This is a genomic window from Microcystis sp. M_OC_Ca_00000000_C217Col (genome assembly GCF_007095585.1).
In the GTDB taxonomy this organism is placed as follows: domain Bacteria; phylum Cyanobacteriota; class Cyanobacteriia; order Cyanobacteriales; family Microcystaceae; genus Microcystis; species Microcystis panniformis.
Genome location: NZ_SFBV01000206.1, coordinates 1 through 15,343 on the forward strand (window position 1 = coordinate 1; position 15,343 = coordinate 15,343).

General features: G+C 40.6%; 18 protein-coding genes and 2 pseudogenes. 10 read left to right on the forward strand and 10 right to left on the reverse strand.

Features of this window, described 5'->3' with window-relative positions:
• Positions 1-125, reverse strand: a pseudogene (locus EWV66_RS12415) (photosystem II q(b) protein); the annotation flags it as partial.
• A gap of 186 nt (positions 126-311) precedes the next feature.
• Between EWV66_RS12415 and cynS the strand changes: the two are divergent.
• On the forward strand, positions 312-749 hold the full coding sequence (gene cynS, locus EWV66_RS12420; protein WP_012264521.1) for a cyanase: 438 nt from the start codon (positions 312-314) through the stop codon (positions 747-749).
• A gap of 411 nt (positions 750-1,160) precedes the next feature.
• Positions 1,161-1,358, forward strand: a complete 198-nt coding sequence (locus tag EWV66_RS12425; RefSeq protein ID WP_002761095.1) for a hypothetical protein — start codon at positions 1,161-1,163, stop codon at positions 1,356-1,358.
• A gap of 61 nt (positions 1,359-1,419) precedes the next feature.
• Here the strand turns inward: EWV66_RS12425 and EWV66_RS12430 are convergent, their stop codons facing one another.
• The 3 genes from EWV66_RS12430 to EWV66_RS12440 all read right to left on the reverse strand — a co-directional run bounded on the left by EWV66_RS12430 (position 1,420) and on the right by EWV66_RS12440 (position 2,818).
• Positions 1,420-1,854 carry a hypothetical protein gene (locus EWV66_RS12430; protein ID WP_052275445.1) on the reverse strand — a complete coding sequence of 145 codons (435 nt, stop codon included), beginning with the start codon at positions 1,852-1,854 and terminating at the stop codon, positions 1,420-1,422.
• 84 nt (positions 1,855-1,938) lie between these two features.
• Complete coding sequence (locus tag EWV66_RS12435; protein ID WP_052275444.1) at positions 1,939-2,343, reverse strand: hypothetical protein; 405 nt, start codon at positions 2,341-2,343, stop codon at positions 1,939-1,941.
• An 88-nt stretch (positions 2,344-2,431) separates the two neighbouring features.
• Positions 2,432-2,818 carry a hypothetical protein gene (locus tag EWV66_RS12440; RefSeq protein WP_052275443.1) on the reverse strand — a complete coding sequence of 129 codons (387 nt, stop codon included), beginning with the start codon at positions 2,816-2,818 and terminating at the stop codon, positions 2,432-2,434.
• 446 nt (positions 2,819-3,264) lie between these two features.
• Here EWV66_RS12440 and EWV66_RS24420 point away from each other — a divergent pair.
• Together EWV66_RS24420 and EWV66_RS12450 are read left to right on the forward strand one after the other, a co-directional pair.
• Positions 3,265-3,516: pseudogene (locus EWV66_RS24420) on the forward strand (helix-turn-helix domain-containing protein); the annotation flags it as partial.
• A 381-nt stretch (positions 3,517-3,897) separates the two neighbouring features.
• Positions 3,898-4,764, forward strand: coding sequence for a hypothetical protein (locus tag EWV66_RS12450; protein WP_287115973.1), 867 nt, complete (start codon positions 3,898-3,900; stop codon positions 4,762-4,764).
• A 264-nt stretch (positions 4,765-5,028) separates the two neighbouring features.
• On the opposite strand, the gene EWV66_RS12455 is transcribed toward EWV66_RS12450, so the two are convergent.
• Positions 5,029-6,840 (reverse strand): sodium:solute symporter family protein, encoded by a 1,812-nt coding sequence (locus EWV66_RS12455; RefSeq protein WP_052275441.1) that lies wholly within the window; start codon positions 6,838-6,840, stop codon positions 5,029-5,031.
• Between the two features lie 43 nt (positions 6,841-6,883).
• Positions 6,884-7,252, reverse strand: coding sequence for a hypothetical protein (locus EWV66_RS12460; RefSeq protein ID WP_002764847.1), 369 nt, complete (start codon positions 7,250-7,252; stop codon positions 6,884-6,886).
• A 153-nt stretch (positions 7,253-7,405) separates the two neighbouring features.
• On the opposite strand from EWV66_RS12460, the gene EWV66_RS12465 reads away from it, so the two are divergent.
• Positions 7,406-7,579, forward strand: coding sequence for a hypothetical protein (locus tag EWV66_RS12465; protein WP_002739017.1), 174 nt, complete (start codon positions 7,406-7,408; stop codon positions 7,577-7,579).
• Between the two features lie 11 nt (positions 7,580-7,590).
• Here EWV66_RS12465 and EWV66_RS12470 read toward each other — a convergent pair whose 3' ends face one another.
• Together EWV66_RS12470 and EWV66_RS12475 are read right to left on the reverse strand one after the other, a co-directional pair.
• On the reverse strand, positions 7,591-8,193 hold the full coding sequence (locus tag EWV66_RS12470; protein ID WP_052275439.1) for a chromophore lyase CpcT/CpeT: 603 nt from the start codon (positions 8,191-8,193) through the stop codon (positions 7,591-7,593).
• Between the two features lie 77 nt (positions 8,194-8,270).
• A complete protein-coding gene (locus tag EWV66_RS12475; protein ID WP_052275438.1) occupies positions 8,271-9,296 on the reverse strand; it encodes a cyanophycinase in 1,026 nt (341 codons plus the stop codon).
• Between the two features lie 220 nt (positions 9,297-9,516).
• On the opposite strand from EWV66_RS12475, the gene EWV66_RS12480 reads away from it, so the two are divergent.
• On the forward strand, positions 9,517-10,665 hold the full coding sequence (locus EWV66_RS12480) for a substrate-binding domain-containing protein (RefSeq protein ID WP_052275437.1): 1,149 nt from the start codon (positions 9,517-9,519) through the stop codon (positions 10,663-10,665).
• 227 nt (positions 10,666-10,892) lie between these two features.
• Here EWV66_RS12480 and EWV66_RS12485 read toward each other — a convergent pair whose 3' ends face one another.
• A complete protein-coding gene (locus tag EWV66_RS12485) occupies positions 10,893-12,014 on the reverse strand; it encodes a site-2 protease family protein (protein ID WP_369800425.1) in 1,122 nt (373 codons plus the stop codon).
• 171 nt (positions 12,015-12,185) lie between these two features.
• Here EWV66_RS12485 and ruvA point away from each other — a divergent pair, with 171 nt between their 5' ends.
• The 4 genes from ruvA (at position 12,186) to EWV66_RS12505 (ending at position 14,586) form a co-directional block, all read left to right on the forward strand.
• Positions 12,186-12,815 carry a Holliday junction branch migration protein RuvA gene (ruvA, locus tag EWV66_RS12490; protein ID WP_002764838.1) on the forward strand — a complete coding sequence of 210 codons (630 nt, stop codon included), beginning with the start codon at positions 12,186-12,188 and terminating at the stop codon, positions 12,813-12,815.
• 327 nt (positions 12,816-13,142) lie between these two features.
• The gene (gene apcA, locus EWV66_RS12495; RefSeq protein WP_002744263.1) at positions 13,143-13,628 is read left to right on the forward strand and encodes an allophycocyanin subunit alpha; all 486 of its coding nucleotides are present in this window, start codon (positions 13,143-13,145) and stop codon (positions 13,626-13,628) included.
• Positions 13,629-13,707: 79 nt separating this feature from the next.
• A complete protein-coding gene (gene apcB, locus EWV66_RS12500) occupies positions 13,708-14,193 on the forward strand; it encodes an allophycocyanin subunit beta (protein ID WP_002758327.1) in 486 nt (161 codons plus the stop codon).
• 189 nt (positions 14,194-14,382) lie between these two features.
• Positions 14,383-14,586: a phycobilisome linker polypeptide gene (locus tag EWV66_RS12505; RefSeq protein WP_002739162.1), complete on the forward strand. Its 204-nt coding sequence runs from the start codon at positions 14,383-14,385 to the stop codon at positions 14,584-14,586.
• Between the two features lie 53 nt (positions 14,587-14,639).
• On the opposite strand, the gene msrB is transcribed toward EWV66_RS12505, so the two are convergent.
• Positions 14,640-15,056, reverse strand: a complete 417-nt coding sequence (msrB, locus tag EWV66_RS12510; protein ID WP_002758329.1) for a peptide-methionine (R)-S-oxide reductase MsrB — start codon at positions 15,054-15,056, stop codon at positions 14,640-14,642.
• Between the last annotated feature and the right edge of the window lie 287 nt (positions 15,057-15,343).

Here is a 15,343-nt window from a genome sequence, read left to right on the forward strand (position 1 = left end):
AGCAGGGTGGGGATCATGATGACACCGAACCAACCGATGTATAAACGGTTGTTGGTGCTGGTAATCCACTGGCAGAACTGCTCCCACAGGGAAGCGCTCTCGCGCTGTTGTAGAGTGGTAGTCATGGTTGGATAATTTCTGTATGTATTAGGTTGTCAAGGTTCGTCGTTTGACATGAGTTAATACTATCGGCTTTTTATAGTTATGTAAAGGGGTTTTAAGAAATGTTTTTTTTATCAATGTCATAACTTTTACTTATATAATTGATGTTCAGGTAAACTAGAAGCAGACAAATTCTGCAAAAATAAGCAATGATACCCGAAATTACCGCAAAACTATTGGAAGCGAAGAAGGAAAAAGGCCTCAGTTTCGCTGACCTAGAAGCGATTCTAGGACGAGATGAGGTGTGGATTGCCGCTGTTTTTTACCGGCAAGCGAGCGCCTCCCTAGAAGAAGCAACGAAAATTGTGGCAGCTTTGGGACTGGGAACCGAAATCGTCGCATCCTTAACCGAGTATCCTGTCAAGGGATTGGGTCCTGTTGTCCCCACCGACCCCCTGATTTATCGTTTCTACGAGATCATGCAGGTGTATGGAATGCCACTAAAATCGGTGATTCATGAAAAATTCGGCGATGGTATTATGAGTGCGATCGATTTTACCCTCGACGTGGATAAGGAGGAAGACCCTAAAGGCGATCGCGTTAAAATTACTATGTCGGGTAAGTTTTTACCCTATAAGAAGTGGTGAGTCCGGCCAAAGTCAACGGTAAGGAATTTCTATTCCTTGCCGCTCTTGCTATTTTTCTTAACAAAACTTAACAATTGACGGCAAAATTTTGCTTGCTTTTTTTGGCAGATTTTGGGACAATATTTTTAAAAGAGTTTAGTAATAATGGAAATCTTAGCACTTGAACTTAAACACAAAAGTCCCATTGTAAGAAAATCATAACCCAAGCCGCCGCAAAAGTCAAGGTATCTCTCCTAATTATGCTGTGAAACTTCTAATTCCTTGAGCGGTGAGGGTTTGGGGAATTATGAATTATGAATTGGGGAGTGGGAAGACAGTAAACTGATATAGTCATTTCAGATAAGTCTGATACGCTCTAGACCGATGAAACCCTGATTAACTCTAGCATTGATATTCTCAATCTTAATTGAAATGACTATAACTGCCAATTCAGACTTCAATTGGCGATGTTATATTGAACATTTTCAAGAAGAAGGCGCACCGCAAAGCGGATCTCTGCGAGATCGCTGTTTTTTTACCGCTTATGAAACTAACATTATTGTTCCTTTAAAATCTTTGAGGATTGAGGTAGAGATGGCAGATGTTTATAACAAAGTAATCTTTAGTTAAAGCCTTAAATATGGAGCTTTTGTTATCATTAGAATATATAAATATTCGTCATTTAAAAAAATTAGCGTAGGCAATGATTAATAGAAAAACTGAATATTTGTGCAAGTTGTGGTAAACAAGTTACCTCCGCTATTCGGCGAAGATTAACCATAACGATAGCTCCAAAAAACATTATATTAACAAGAAATGGTGAATAGGGAACTCCGAAATATGAAGAAGCACCAGATAAAAAAAGATGTGCCACAAAATATGATACTATAACAAGTAATAAATCAGTTAAAATTGCAGATATATCTAAACTTAAGCCTAGTACAGGTGTTATAGCATAACTTAGAATAGTCAAGCTAGTACCTACTATAAATAGTAGGGATATTGCTCCAGCATCTTGTGCAAAAAATCCCCAAAATCCCAAATAAATCGCCATCAATGAAAACCCAACAGAGACAGCTTTTACGATCCCATCGTAAACATTTCTCAAAGCATTTCCCCAATCCATAAAAAATTCTCCAGCTAAGTTTGTAAATCTCTAAAGTCATGAAAGTATCAGCAAGATTGAGTAAATCTTAAAAATCTATATTATTTAGCGACCAAACATTTCAAGCAATTGCTCGAAAGTACCACAACTCTTAACTACTTCTGAGTCAAGGATTCCGACCATAAAAAATCCCGAAATTACAAAAACGAGAAGACCCTCTTGAAAATTACTGGTAGGCACTATACTTGGTAACATTCCGAAAGCCAATAATGCAATGTCTCTGGCCAAAGTCATCAGAAGTTGTTCCTGTGATGATTGGTTTAAAAACATCTGTAAAAGAAACTGAAAAAATATTACTATAAGTATATGCCAATTTAGAAAGAATTGGGCAACTAATTCCCGTGCAAATAACCCAACAACAGCAAGTAATACACCATAGAAGAAAAAGAAATATGAAATTAAACAACTCAAGTAATGAGGCATTATTAGCAAACGATTTGCCAAATCCATAAAAAATTCTCCAGCTAACTTTTTAATTTTCCGAAGTTATAAAAGTATCAGCAAGATTGAGTAAATTTTAACAATTTGTGCGCTCGATTTACTCACCGAATAATTGACCATGTACAGCATTTACAAACGCTTCTGCTTCTGATTTTTGCCATGGCCATCCAGTGACAGGAGTTGCTGTTCCTCCGGCCGTAACCACACTTACCGTTGGAGATCCCCACATCAATAGAACACCAAAAATCAAGGGAATAATACCCACTACTACAGTTATCAAGACAATCCCTAAAACAACAAGGAATAGTCCCCCAACAACTTTCCTATCCATTTCATATCGAACTGCAACAACTTGCTTGAGAGGAACATCTTCTCTTCGTCCACCACGAAACCAGCTTTTCTTCGCCATATAGGTAAGTCTTTTGTTCGTTACAATACCAAAACAGTTGTCAACTAAGACATTTTCTTTAGAACTTGATGTCATTTTTTCCTCCCCATTTGATTTGTGTACTGGTTGAGCGTGCGGCCTGGGCTACATTGCCTAAAGCCACCTTAAGCATCCTGACTGTGATATGCTAGAACCTGTACTATTTCACATTTTCTTTACATTGGCTAAATAAAGCCTTGAAACTGCTTAATTACTTAGGATACATCGCAGTCTTGAGTTTAGTAAGTCGGAAAAGTCGGAACTTACAGCCAAACAATTGATCTGAAATATCGGAAATGTCAGCTAGAATAAGTAAAAAACTACCCCGTGTGCAACTATATTTTTAGTCTTGATTTACAAGGCTCTCAGAAATCAGCAGTGATAAAGTATCATCGGGAACCCTGATTCTGTCGTTTTTAGTTGCACATCGCGTAAAAACTCGCCAATTCAAGTCTGAATTGCATCACTGTCTGCTCTACCTTCACATACCTAATCTATAGTCCATGTTTCAAGCTAATCTATCTAATACGGTGTTAAATCTCTTAGATGAGTTGGTTTTTGCCAAAACAGATCAACATCTAGACTATCTTCAAAAAACTATCTTAGAAGCGACTTTAGAAGGTTACAAATACTCAGAAGTTGCCAAAGAATCTCATCTTAGTGAAGGTCATGTTCGAGATAGTGCTTCAGAATTATGGAAAATTTTGTCAGAAGTTTTAGGGGAAGATATTACTAAATCAAATATTAGAGCATTTTTAAAGAAACATAGCTTTATAAATAATAATATGGGACGAGATTTAGTCTCTTTTAATAATGTTCATATTTGTGATCATAATCCATCCTCCCTCAAGAATAATCATCCGTCTGAAATCCCGCAGGATCAACCCTATTTAGACTTAGGTCATACTCCTGAAATAACTCAATTTTATGGAAGAATTACCGAATTAAATAACCTGCAAACTTGTATAGTTGCGGACAAATACCGCTTGGTTAATGTGTTAGGTTTAAAAGAAATTGGTAAAACCACACTTTCTCTGAAACTGGTTGATAAAATCGGTTCTTCGTTACTTGGTATGGTTCGATAGGGGGGCATAAATCGACTAAATCCTTATCTGGTAAGAGACTTAATTGATTAGTTGGCTCTAGAGCAAAAACAATTGACAAAAATCGCTAAGAGCCATAAAATCAAAGATAATTTTAACTATGTTATTCGCAGAAGTTTGTATTTTTGTCCAAAACTAGATGAACTTTTAAGTGAAATTTTACAATCTATCAATCCTCAATTGAAGCTTTCTCAAAGTCTTGAAAAGCAATTAAATTTGTTCTTACAATTAATGAAAAGTCATCGATGCTTGATTATTCTTGATGATTTACAAAGTCTATTTGATTCTAAAAAACTAGCAGGTAATTATCACAAAGAGTACCAAGATTATCAACTATTGTTTAAAAGCATTGCTGAAGTCAATCATCAAAGCTGTTTACTGTTGTTGAGTCAAGAAAAACCTATTGATACGACTTTTTATGGGCAGAAAAATAAATTCATTAAAACATTAATCATAGAAGGTTTAGGAGAAGATGCCATAGAAATTTTGCGCCATCATAATCTATTAAATGAAGACAGTTGGGAAGCCTTAATTAAATGTTATCAAGGTCATCCTCTTTGGTTAGAATTAGTTGCTAGTTTTATTCAAGAGACATTTTTAGGTAAGGTGGCTGACTTTTTGGAGATTAAATACCCGATTGCCGAGGAAACTTTAGAGCAGACTTTATTAAGTATTTTACAAAATTTAACAGAATCAGAGAAACTAATGCTAACAGAATTAGCAAATTTTAATCAACCTATTTCTATTAAAGAAATGATCGAGCAAACTTCTCTAGCTTATACAGATTCTTTGAAAGTCATTCAATCTCTAATCAGACGAATAATAGTGGCAAAAGATGAAAACGCTTTATTATGTTTGAATCCTGTTTTTAAAGCTTATGTAATTAATCATCAAATCTAGGGCTGAGTCGAAAATTTTATCGCAATCATAATAGTTTACGAAATTCTACGACTGTCAAATAGTTACACTTGCATTTAACAATCCTAACATAATATTGAGATTTAAAATAGATATTTTAATCATAATATAACTCTCCGATTCAAAAATTTAAATTTTCAGGGTTTCCATCAATTGACAGGATTATCAACTAGAAACAGAGTAACCATTCAGGGGGAGCAGGAAAAAAACTGATAGCTGCCTCCTGTCTCCTGTCTCCTGAACTGATTAACCTAAATCTCGGTCTTTAGTGACGGTAATTTCCTTAGATAAATGTCGATACCAAGTAAAATAGAGACCGATGGAAAGCAAAAGAAAAACCAAAGCCAAAATCTTCAAACTTTGCCACTGCTTGATGATTAAAACAATCCCCATCATAAACAGGACTAATTGCCAAGGAACGGTGAGAAAAGCGGCGATGATATCCCGTTGATTTTCCGCTTTAATTTTTGCCTGTAGGTTAGGTTTAACACTGTGACGTACTTCTCCCCAAAAGCCAAAAGGTCGGGTAACATTATAGAAATTTTCCATAACTAAACTATCGGTGGGAGGAGTCAACAAAGTAGCGAGAATACAGCCAGCTAAAGCGAACAAACTCGGCACAAGAAAGAGAATAAGTTCCTGATATTGACTGTGACGAAAGAAAGGTAAAATTATCGCTTGTGAGGCAATAGCCGCAATCATTCCCGCTAAAGTTCCCACAGCAAAACCATAACCATTAAAGCGCCACCAATACCAACGTAATAGGAGAGGAACTGCTAATCCCACCCCTAATCCCGTGGTTAACCAACCCCAAATATCATTGACATTTTGGATATTAAAACTCAAAACTAAGCCAATTACTACCACAAAAATCGAGGCCAAACGACCTTGAAAAACTAACTCCTGTTCTCCCGCATTTGGTTTCAAAAAAGCTTGATAGATATCTTTGACCCAATAGGCAGCACTAGCGTTAATAACTGCGTTAAAAGTGGACATAGCCGCCGCTAAAAAAGCAGCAATTAATAACCCTTTCATCCCCACGGGAATGTATTGAGTAATCACCGTGGCCAGAATTCTTTCTGGGTCTGTAATCGTGCCTTCGGTTAAACCATAGTGAATGCCTAAAACCGCAAAAGCTGTGACTAGAGGCCAACGGAAAGAAAGCAGAACAATCCAGAATAAAGATAATAAACCGGCATCTCGATCGCTTTTGGCGGCTAGGTATCGTTGTAACATATAACCACCGCTGCCGCTGCAACCCTCGATGATGGTTTTAACTAAATAAAAGAAAATCACCCCACCAAACAAATTAAAGATGGCATAATCTCCGGGTAAATCCAAAGTCATCGAAGGGAAAATACTAGACCAGTCGCTTAAATTCCAAGTTTTTGGCTCTGCTGCCCCCGGAATTGCTACCGTGAAACTATCGGGAAGATTGACAGTAAAAAAGGCTACTGCCGATACATAAATTACCGCCACAAAAATCAGAAATCCTTGAAATAAATCGGTAATTACCCCACCATAAAAACCACTGGCCACCGTATAAATTAAGGTTAAAAGAATTAATATCACCGAAGCAAGACGATCATCCATACCCAAAAACTGCCCTAAAAATTTCCCCCCCGCAACGGAGAAATAACTCATCGTACCGATAGAGAATAAGAGAATGGCGATGGCGCTAATAATTCGGGCAAAATTCCCCTGTTTTCCCGGTCCGAAGCGAAACTGCATCCATTCCGCCATGGTCATAACTTGGGCGCGACGATTCCATTTGCCCATAAAAGCCATGAGAAAGGCCATAATTAGGACAACACCGCCGCGGATTTCGATAAATAGTCCTTTGGGGCCGACGGCGTAAATAAGGGCAGAAATGACCATAGTTCCCGCTAAATCGGTGTTAGCTGCCATTCCCGACACCCCTAACATCCACCAAGGCAAATTGCGATTACCTAAAAAGTAGGATTCTAGACCTTGAGAAGCTTTTTTCTCGGCTATAATCCCGATTATTAGGGTTCCTGCTAGATAAAGCAGCACAATTACATAATCAATTAACTGCATAGTTGAAATCAATTTAACTTTCGATCGTTATAGCATCAATTGACTACGATTTCTGGCTAACGGTTTCTTTTTCTAAGATTTGCACCCGTTGCTCCAGCTTTTTTAAATCTTCCTTTAATTCAATTACTAAAGTGGCTAAACGCTGGAACAGTGGGTCAGTTTCCCCGACTACTTCCCCATTTACTATACCCGTTCCCGATCGCCGTTGGGGAATGGGAGCGGCATTTTCCCCGCGGATGGTGATTCCTCGGACCTGACTTTCAAGGCGCTCGACTCGATTGCGGAGACTAATTAACTCCGATCTTACCGCCGTATCCGATTGTGCCTTGCTGGCATTAACAAAACTCAGTATTAGCAAAAGGGAGATAATCAGCGTTAAAAAGCCAGAAAAAGAGATTTTAGCTAGTTTCATCGATTTTACCCCCTATCTATCCTACCCAACTTAATGTTAAGAAACGTGGCTAAATCTAAAGCTTGATTGCAATTCCGCCCCCGGGTGATTAGTTGCTCAAAAGAGGATGATAAGGTAAAAAACACGATTTTGTCGAAATTTGGCCTTATCTCTATGTATAAAAACTCAGATAAAGATTTTCTCGGAGCGGCAATCACAGCCGGTTTAGGTGCGGGAATCGTCACTTCCTTTGCTGTCAATCAAGGACAAGACATCGGTACAGCTTTAGGAATTACCGCTTTAGCGGCTGTTTGCGGTGTTATCTGCCGTCATTTTGACCTAATGTGATGCAATCTTCCTCACACCTCCAATTCTGCCGAAAAATCCCGTTTTTTCTCGTATTGATAGGGACCGAGCAGAGCGCCCCAAATTCCCTTACCAGTGCCGGGATCTAGACCTTTATCGTAGGTTTTTAGGCTATGACTCGTCACCTCGAAACCTAAAGCCACCTGATAGGTTGTACCCTCATAGGTGAATTGACAGCGCTGTTCCGGTTGCGGTTGGGCGATAAACTGGTATTGATGATCAGCGAGAGTATGGACTTGAACCGCTAAAGTGCAAGTAGGCAGGAAAGTTAGGTCTTCTAAGCTAATTTTTCGCAAAATATCGGGATTTTTGCCCGCACCTTGCACGGATTTCAGGTCATTAAACATATAGTGCCTAACCTCTAACCCTCCCGATTCCGAGCGCGTTAATCGCCACAGTCGCGGTCGGTAGGGTTGGTCTAAATTGATGATACTGGCCTGTTCGGCAAAAAGAGCGATGCTGTCTTCTCGAAATAAAGGCAGCGGACGCAACCATAAACGCAGGTGAACGTACCACACCGGTTCTGCTTGCGCTTGCCGTTGATTTTCAAATTCACCCGCGAGATACCGACCAAAAGTGATTAATTCAGGGGTCATAGCTCAAAAAACTCTCCTTATTGCCTCAAAATTAATCCTAAAACCCATAGAAATCACTTTTTTGACAAAAATGACCTTCAAGCTACCAAAACCCGCTTAAACCCAGCTATTCCTCCTTTAGTGTACCAATATTCCCAGCGACCGCCAGTAGCACTAGACCAATCCTTGAGGTCAAATTTACCGCTGCCGGAGGGAGTTCCTGCGATGCGATAGACTTTCACCGCTTGACCGTTATTATTCCAGATTAAAGGCCGATCCGGCTCCATCTGTTCGGGTAGAGTCCCGTTAGTTTGCAGAAAATAGGCATCTTGTCCTTTATCGGTGCCGTTGCCATAGACTTTGGCCATACCATGCTCATCGATCGCCAGAAAAGCACCTTCTTCTAAACCGATAGCGTAGGCGGGCAGTTGATTGTGATTATCGTGTACATTGCGGGCTAAAAAACCAAAAAGGCGACCATATCTTGTTTCGGGATGATCTTGATTGAGTCGATCCAAATGGGTATCTGTCACCACTTTTTTGAGAAAAGGAACCCGAATAAAATCACTCCGATAGAAGTCTTTGGTGTTGAAGTGAAAGGGATTATTTAATATTTCTGAACTCAGTACTCCTTCGTGAGTAGGCGCATAGTAAAAATCCCCCAGAATAGCCATTCCTGCGCTGGTTCCCGCCACGGGAACTTTTTTGTCGTTGATTAGATAATTGATCGCTGTTTCCACCTTTGTGCTTTCCCACAAATCCTCGTACTGATTTTGATCACCACCGGCAAAAAAAAGGATATCGGCATTACGAATATATTCGATAACATCAGGATGATTCGCCCCTTCACGACTATCAATTGATAGTTCCGCTGCCGAGCCGATCAGGGAGGGATAATTGTCGCAAATCCAATCGGCTTGACCGCCAAGATCGCCAAAGCGCAACACTAAGTAATTGCCGCCTTTAGCTCGATTTAATAACCATTTTGTCGCCTGATCTTCTCCTAACTTACCTCCTTCCGCTCCCCCGATTAATAAAATACCAGATCGATGTTTTACAGACTGAAAATTGGCTTTTCCACAACGACAAGAATAATGGAAATCTCGATCATGATTGTTTGGCATAGTCTTATACCCTCTCCCCTTAGCTTACTCCTTCTATCCTAGCTTTAACTAGGACAAAATCAGAGTTTTATACCATAAAAGTTAACAACAAAACCTCTCTATGGCTGAAATCGGTACCAGCAAAACTCCCTAGTTTACATTTTGTTAAAAATCGTCCTATAATAATTCAAGGCTAGAAACTGGCAATTATTACTGTTAAAGTTGAGAATCGGCGGGCGATATGTTAAATAGACGTTCTTTTTTGCAAGGATTAGGTACAATCGCCTTAGCGGGGGGGTTAAATGGCTGCGCTTCCGGAAGCGGCGATCCGAGCATTTTTCTCCTGTCCGGTTCAATTCCGCCGCGATTGCTAACAGATTTTCAGAAAACTATTGCCGAAAAAAAAGTCAATTTTCAGTCGGAAAGGCAGCTGAAAGAGCTATTAGAATTGTTGGAAAAATGGTTAAAAAATCAGGGGCAACCAACCTCACAATTTTCGATTCCTATCCCTTTTAGGGAACAAAACCCAGCGATAGGTAATTTAGTCACCCTAGGGGATGCTTGGCTAGGAAAAGCGATTAGCAACGGTTTAATTCAACCCCTAGATACTTCTCAACTCTCTAATTGGTCAAAACTGCCCCCACGTTGGCAAGAAAATATGACTCGCAATGCCCAAGGACAACTGCAAACAGAGGGGAAAGTCTGGGGTGCGCCCTACCGTTGGGGAATGACAGTAATTGCCTATAATGAGGAAAAATTCGCTCAATTTGACTGGCGACCACAGGATTGGTCCGATCTATGGCGACCGGAATTAACCGGTAAAATTGCCCTAATTGATAATCGTCGGGAAGTCATCGGTTTAACCCTAAAAAAATTGGGTTATTCTTATAATTCCAGTGATTTAAAACAAGTGACGACACTAAAAGACCAGCTATTCGCCTTACAAAAACAGGTAAGATTTTATAGTTCTCAATATTATTTACAACCCCTGATACTCGGTGATGTCTGGCTGTCTGTGGGTTGGTCTAATGATATTTTACCAGTGAGCGATCGCTATAATAAAATTAAAGTTGTTGTCCCCAAATCCGGCACTTCTCTCTGGTCAGATGTCTGGGTAAAACCAGTTTTAACTACTCCTAATTCTCTTGTGGAGCAATGGATTGATTTTTGTTGGCAACCAGAATCCGCCAATAAAATTTCTTTATTTACCTCTGGATTATCACCCCTAGTTCTCACTGAAAATCCCGACCAAATTCCCTCAGATATTAAAAATAATCCTTTACTTGTCAATCCAGAAGCGATCAAAAAAAGCGATTTTTTAAACCCTTTATCGCCAGCAACCGAGCAAGAATACGAGCAATTGTGGCAAGCAATGCGACAGTTAGTATAGTCAGTAGATACTAAAGAACATTATGCAATAATATTGAGGTAAAAACTACATTTACCTAACTGATTCTAGCTGATAACTGATAATTGATAACTGCTCACTGATAACTGCTCACTGCTCACTGCTCACTGATAACTGATAACTGATAACTGATAACTGATAACTGATAACTGATAACTGATAACTGATAACTGATAACTGCTCACTGCTCACTGATAACTGATAACTGATTAAGCGGTTTGACTTTGGGTTTCTTGGGCGAGAAAAGTAAGGATAGAAGCTTTCTCAATTAATCCCAAAACCGTGCCGTTTTCTTCTACCACTGTCACTTGAGATAAATTTTCTCCTTCCAAAATTTTTACCACATCTAGGAGGGAAGTATTAGACAAAACCAGTTTGAGACTTTCGCTAGTTTGTAATAACCGGCCGATATTTACCTGGGTCCATTGGGAAGTGGGAATCGTTTTTAGCTCCTCTACATTAATCACCCCTAATAGTTTACCTTCGCTATCGGTAACTAGGAATTTAGACCATTGTTGTTTACCGATAACATAATTATTAGCAAACTTGCGCAGGGTTAAATTAATCGGAACTACAGGACTATTAGGAGAGATAACATCTTTAGCACTGTAGCGACTTAGGAAATCTTGAACCTTAGCTGATTGAGCGGAAAAGCCAGCATTTTGTAGGAGGAAAATGCCAATTAATAGCGTCCAAAAACTGCCAAATTGAGTGATTCCTAGAATTGATAGCGCACCGATGACAATCGCTAACCAACCAAAAAATTGACCGAAACGACTAGCGAATAAAACCCCTTTATTAGGATTGCCCGTTACTTGCCAAACGATAGCTTTAAGGATATTACCACCATCTAAAGGTAAACCGGGGATCAGGTTAAATAAACCCAAAGCGAGGTTGATATAGGCAAGCAGAGAAAGAATCGCCGCCATGGGCGCATTTAAACTAATATTGAGACGAATAATTAGGAAAATACTGAAGAGCAGTAAACTAACTAAAGGGCCAGCAATTGCCACTAGAAAAGCTTCTAGAGGAGTCTTCGATTCTCTGCCGAGAGTTGCCAAACCACCGAATAAAAATAGGGTAATTGATTTAACTTCAATACCTTGGGCGATGGCAACAAAACTATGACCTAATTCATGGGCAACCACGGAAGCAAATAGGAGAATAGCGGCAAAAAATCCCAAGAGCCAGGGCATAATTCCCGTCAACTGGGGAAACTGACTTAAATCTCGCCCATAGGTTAAGGTAATTAACCCCAGAACAAAGAACCAAGAAGGATTAATATAAAAGGGAATTCCAAAGAGATTCCCGACTCTAATGTTGCCATTCATTTTGTATCTTCTCCAATTATGGGGGACTAACGCCAAGAAAATTAGGTTATCAACTGCGCCATTCACTTCTGTTAAAAATTGTAACAAAAATGAAAATCTCCCCAGCATTCCTTCAGGGAGTAAAAACCGTCATCACTGTTGTTCGGTTATTTTCGTAGGAGAATTAAATCAATGATTAATTATTTACGGGGACAAGCGATCGAGGTGATCAAAACCCCTAATAACCGACTGATCTTGATTTTAGACGTAAACCAGATCGGTTACGAAATCCAAATTCCCTCGCGATTAGCCCTAGACATCGGCAAAGATAACAATGATAGTCGTCAGATTTTTACTCACCTACTCCTTCGCGAGGAGCAGCCTTTATTGTACGGTTTCGGCACCGCTCCAGAGCGAGATTTGTTTCGTCAACTGCTTTCCGTCAATGGGGTTGGGGCGCAATTAGCCCTAGCTTTAATCGATACCTTGGGGATTGAGGAACTTGTGGTGGCGATAGTGACAGGAAATACCAAAATTTTGAGCAAAACCCCCGGAGTTGGCTTAAAAACAGCAGAAAGAATCGCTTTAGAGTTAAAAACTAAATTGGCAGCATGGCGACAGCTAAAAGAGGCGACAACGACAACCACGGCAATATTACCAGCAGCGGAAATCCTCGAAGATGTGCAGATGACCCTTTTAGCTTTAGGATACAGCCAAGAGGAGATCGATCGAGCTATGGCAGTCCTCAGTCAAGATGCTTTATTTAGTAAAAATACTCAGCCAGAAGACTGGATTAAAGGGGCAATTAATTGGCTAGGTTAAATCAGTCGTCAGGAGTCAGGAGATAGGAGTCGATAGATAGGGTGATGGGGTGATAGGGATTTAGGGGTTTAGGGAAATTTCAGCCAAATGCTTCACTTCCCCACTTCCCCACTCCGGTGCTCCCTTCTTAGGGCAAATGTTAAAAAGTATTACGAAAATAGTGAGAAGGTGAACCAGATGCCGCAAAATAGTTGCGTTAGGTCGCTCTAGCTAGGGAAGTCTTGAGACGCTGAGGCGGAAACGAGATAACTTAAGCGTAGTGACCACAACTGCTATAAAATGTCAGATTAAGTTTATTAATCTCACTTAGTTGGGAGGAATCCATCAATGAGTATCGTCACGAAATCGATCGTGAATGCTGATGCTGAAGCTCGTTACCTCAGCCCCGGCGAACTAGACAGAATTAAAGCCTTCGTTACCAGTGGTGCCGCTCGTTTACGCATCGCTGAAACCCTGACTGGCGCTCGCGAAACCATCGTTAAACAAGCTGGCGATCGCTTATTCCAAAAACGTCCTGACATCGTTTCCCCCGGTGGCAACGCTTACGGCGAAGAAATGACCGCCACCTGTCTGCGTGACATGGACTACTACCTACGTTTAATCACCTACGGAGTAGTTGCTGGTGATGTCACCCCGATTGAAGAAATCGGTTTAGTCGGTGTGCGTGAAATGTACAAATCTTTAGGAACCGACATCGGTGCCGTAGCTCAAAGCGTTCGCGAAATGAAAGAAGTTGCTACTGGTCTTATGTCTTCTGACGATGCTTCTGAAGCTTCTTCCTACTTCGATTACGTGATCGGCTCTATGTCGTAGAACAACTCCTTTGTGAATTGTTCTAGACACACCCCCCGTAAACCTCTTAAGATTAAGCAAAACCCAAGGAAGAACCACCATGCAAGACGCAATTACTTCTGTTATCAACTCTTCTGACGTTCAAGGCAAATACCTTGACTCTAATGCTCTCGGCAAACTGAAAAGCTATTTCGCCACCGGTGAACTGCGCGTGCGTGCCGCTAGTGTCATTAGTGCCAACGCTGCCGGCATCGTTAAGGAAGCTGTGGCTAAGTCCCTGTTATACTCTGACGTAACCCGTCCCGGTGGCAATATGTACACCACCCGTCGTTACGCCGCTTGTATCCGTGACCTCGACTACTATCTCCGTTATGCTACCTACGCTATGTTAGCTGGAGATCCTTCTATCCTCGATGAGCGCGTTCTCAACGGCCTGAAAGAAACCTACAACTCTTTAGGTGTACCCATCTCCTCCACCGTTCAAGCTATCCAAGCGATGAAAGAAGTCACCGCTAGTTTAGTTGGTGCTGATGCGGGTAAAGAAATGGGGATTTACTTCGACTACATTAGCTCTGGCTTAAGCTAGAAATAACGAACTCGGACAAAATAGGTTCGGGAAGCCGAGGATGAGTGCTAGGTCTTTAAAGGCTGAATCTGTCCAAGATAGGTTTTGACGAGCTAGTATTGATCCTTGACTCCCGACCTTTGTTATTTTAGGAAAAAGCCTTCGTTAGTTTGAGCGACAAGTTTTTCAGCGATTAGGAGAAATCAATCCATGCGGATGTTCAAAATCACCGCTTGTGTTCCTAGCCAAAGCCGCATTCGGACACAACGGGAATTACAAAATACCTATTTCACCAAACTCGTTCCCTACGATAATTGGTTTCGTGAGCAACAACGCATCATGAAAATGGGCGGCAAAATTGTCAAAGTGCAGTTAGCTACCGGCAAACCGGGAACTAATACAGGTTTACTGTAATTGGCTGCCACTGGAACTTAAAAAAAAGAGGTCTGGAAAGACCTCTTTTTGCTTTAGGGATTTTTTTCAAACTGCAAAGCGGCAGAGTTGAGACAATAGCGTTTTCCCGTTGGAGGTGGACCATCGTTAAAAACGTGACCGAGATGTGCATCACAGGCGGCACAAACAATCTCTGTCCGCACCATGAAAAAGCTAATATCTCGTTCGTACTTAATATTAGTCTCGTTAGCAGCAGTCCAGAAACTCGGCCAACCAGTACCCGAATCATACTTGCTGTCAGAAGTAAATAACTCCGTACCACAGCAGACACATTTGTAAATACCTTTTTCCTTATTATCGTGATATTTACCCGTAAACGCCCGTTCTGTTCCCTTTTTGCGAGTAACTTGGAACTGTTCGGGAGTTAGCTGGGCCTGCCATTCCGCCTCGGTTTTACGAACTTTTTCTACCATAGTCAGGACAACCGCCATTATGATTAAACTTCCCTTTTTAGTCTAACCTGAGTTCGAGATCTAGGGTTTTTTCATAAACATGAAGTATGACCTGATTTAGCATCGGCCCCTGACGACGTACTCCCCAAAAGGAAAACTTGGTCAGGAAACCCTATAGACTTAGCATAACCCCAGCTTATCAATGATATAAGTAACAATATCGTCAAACCCCTTTACAAACCGTTACAAACTCTCTAAGATAGAAACATCATCAATCAATCGTACCTCGATAACTTAATAGGAATCATAAACCAATGACCACCACT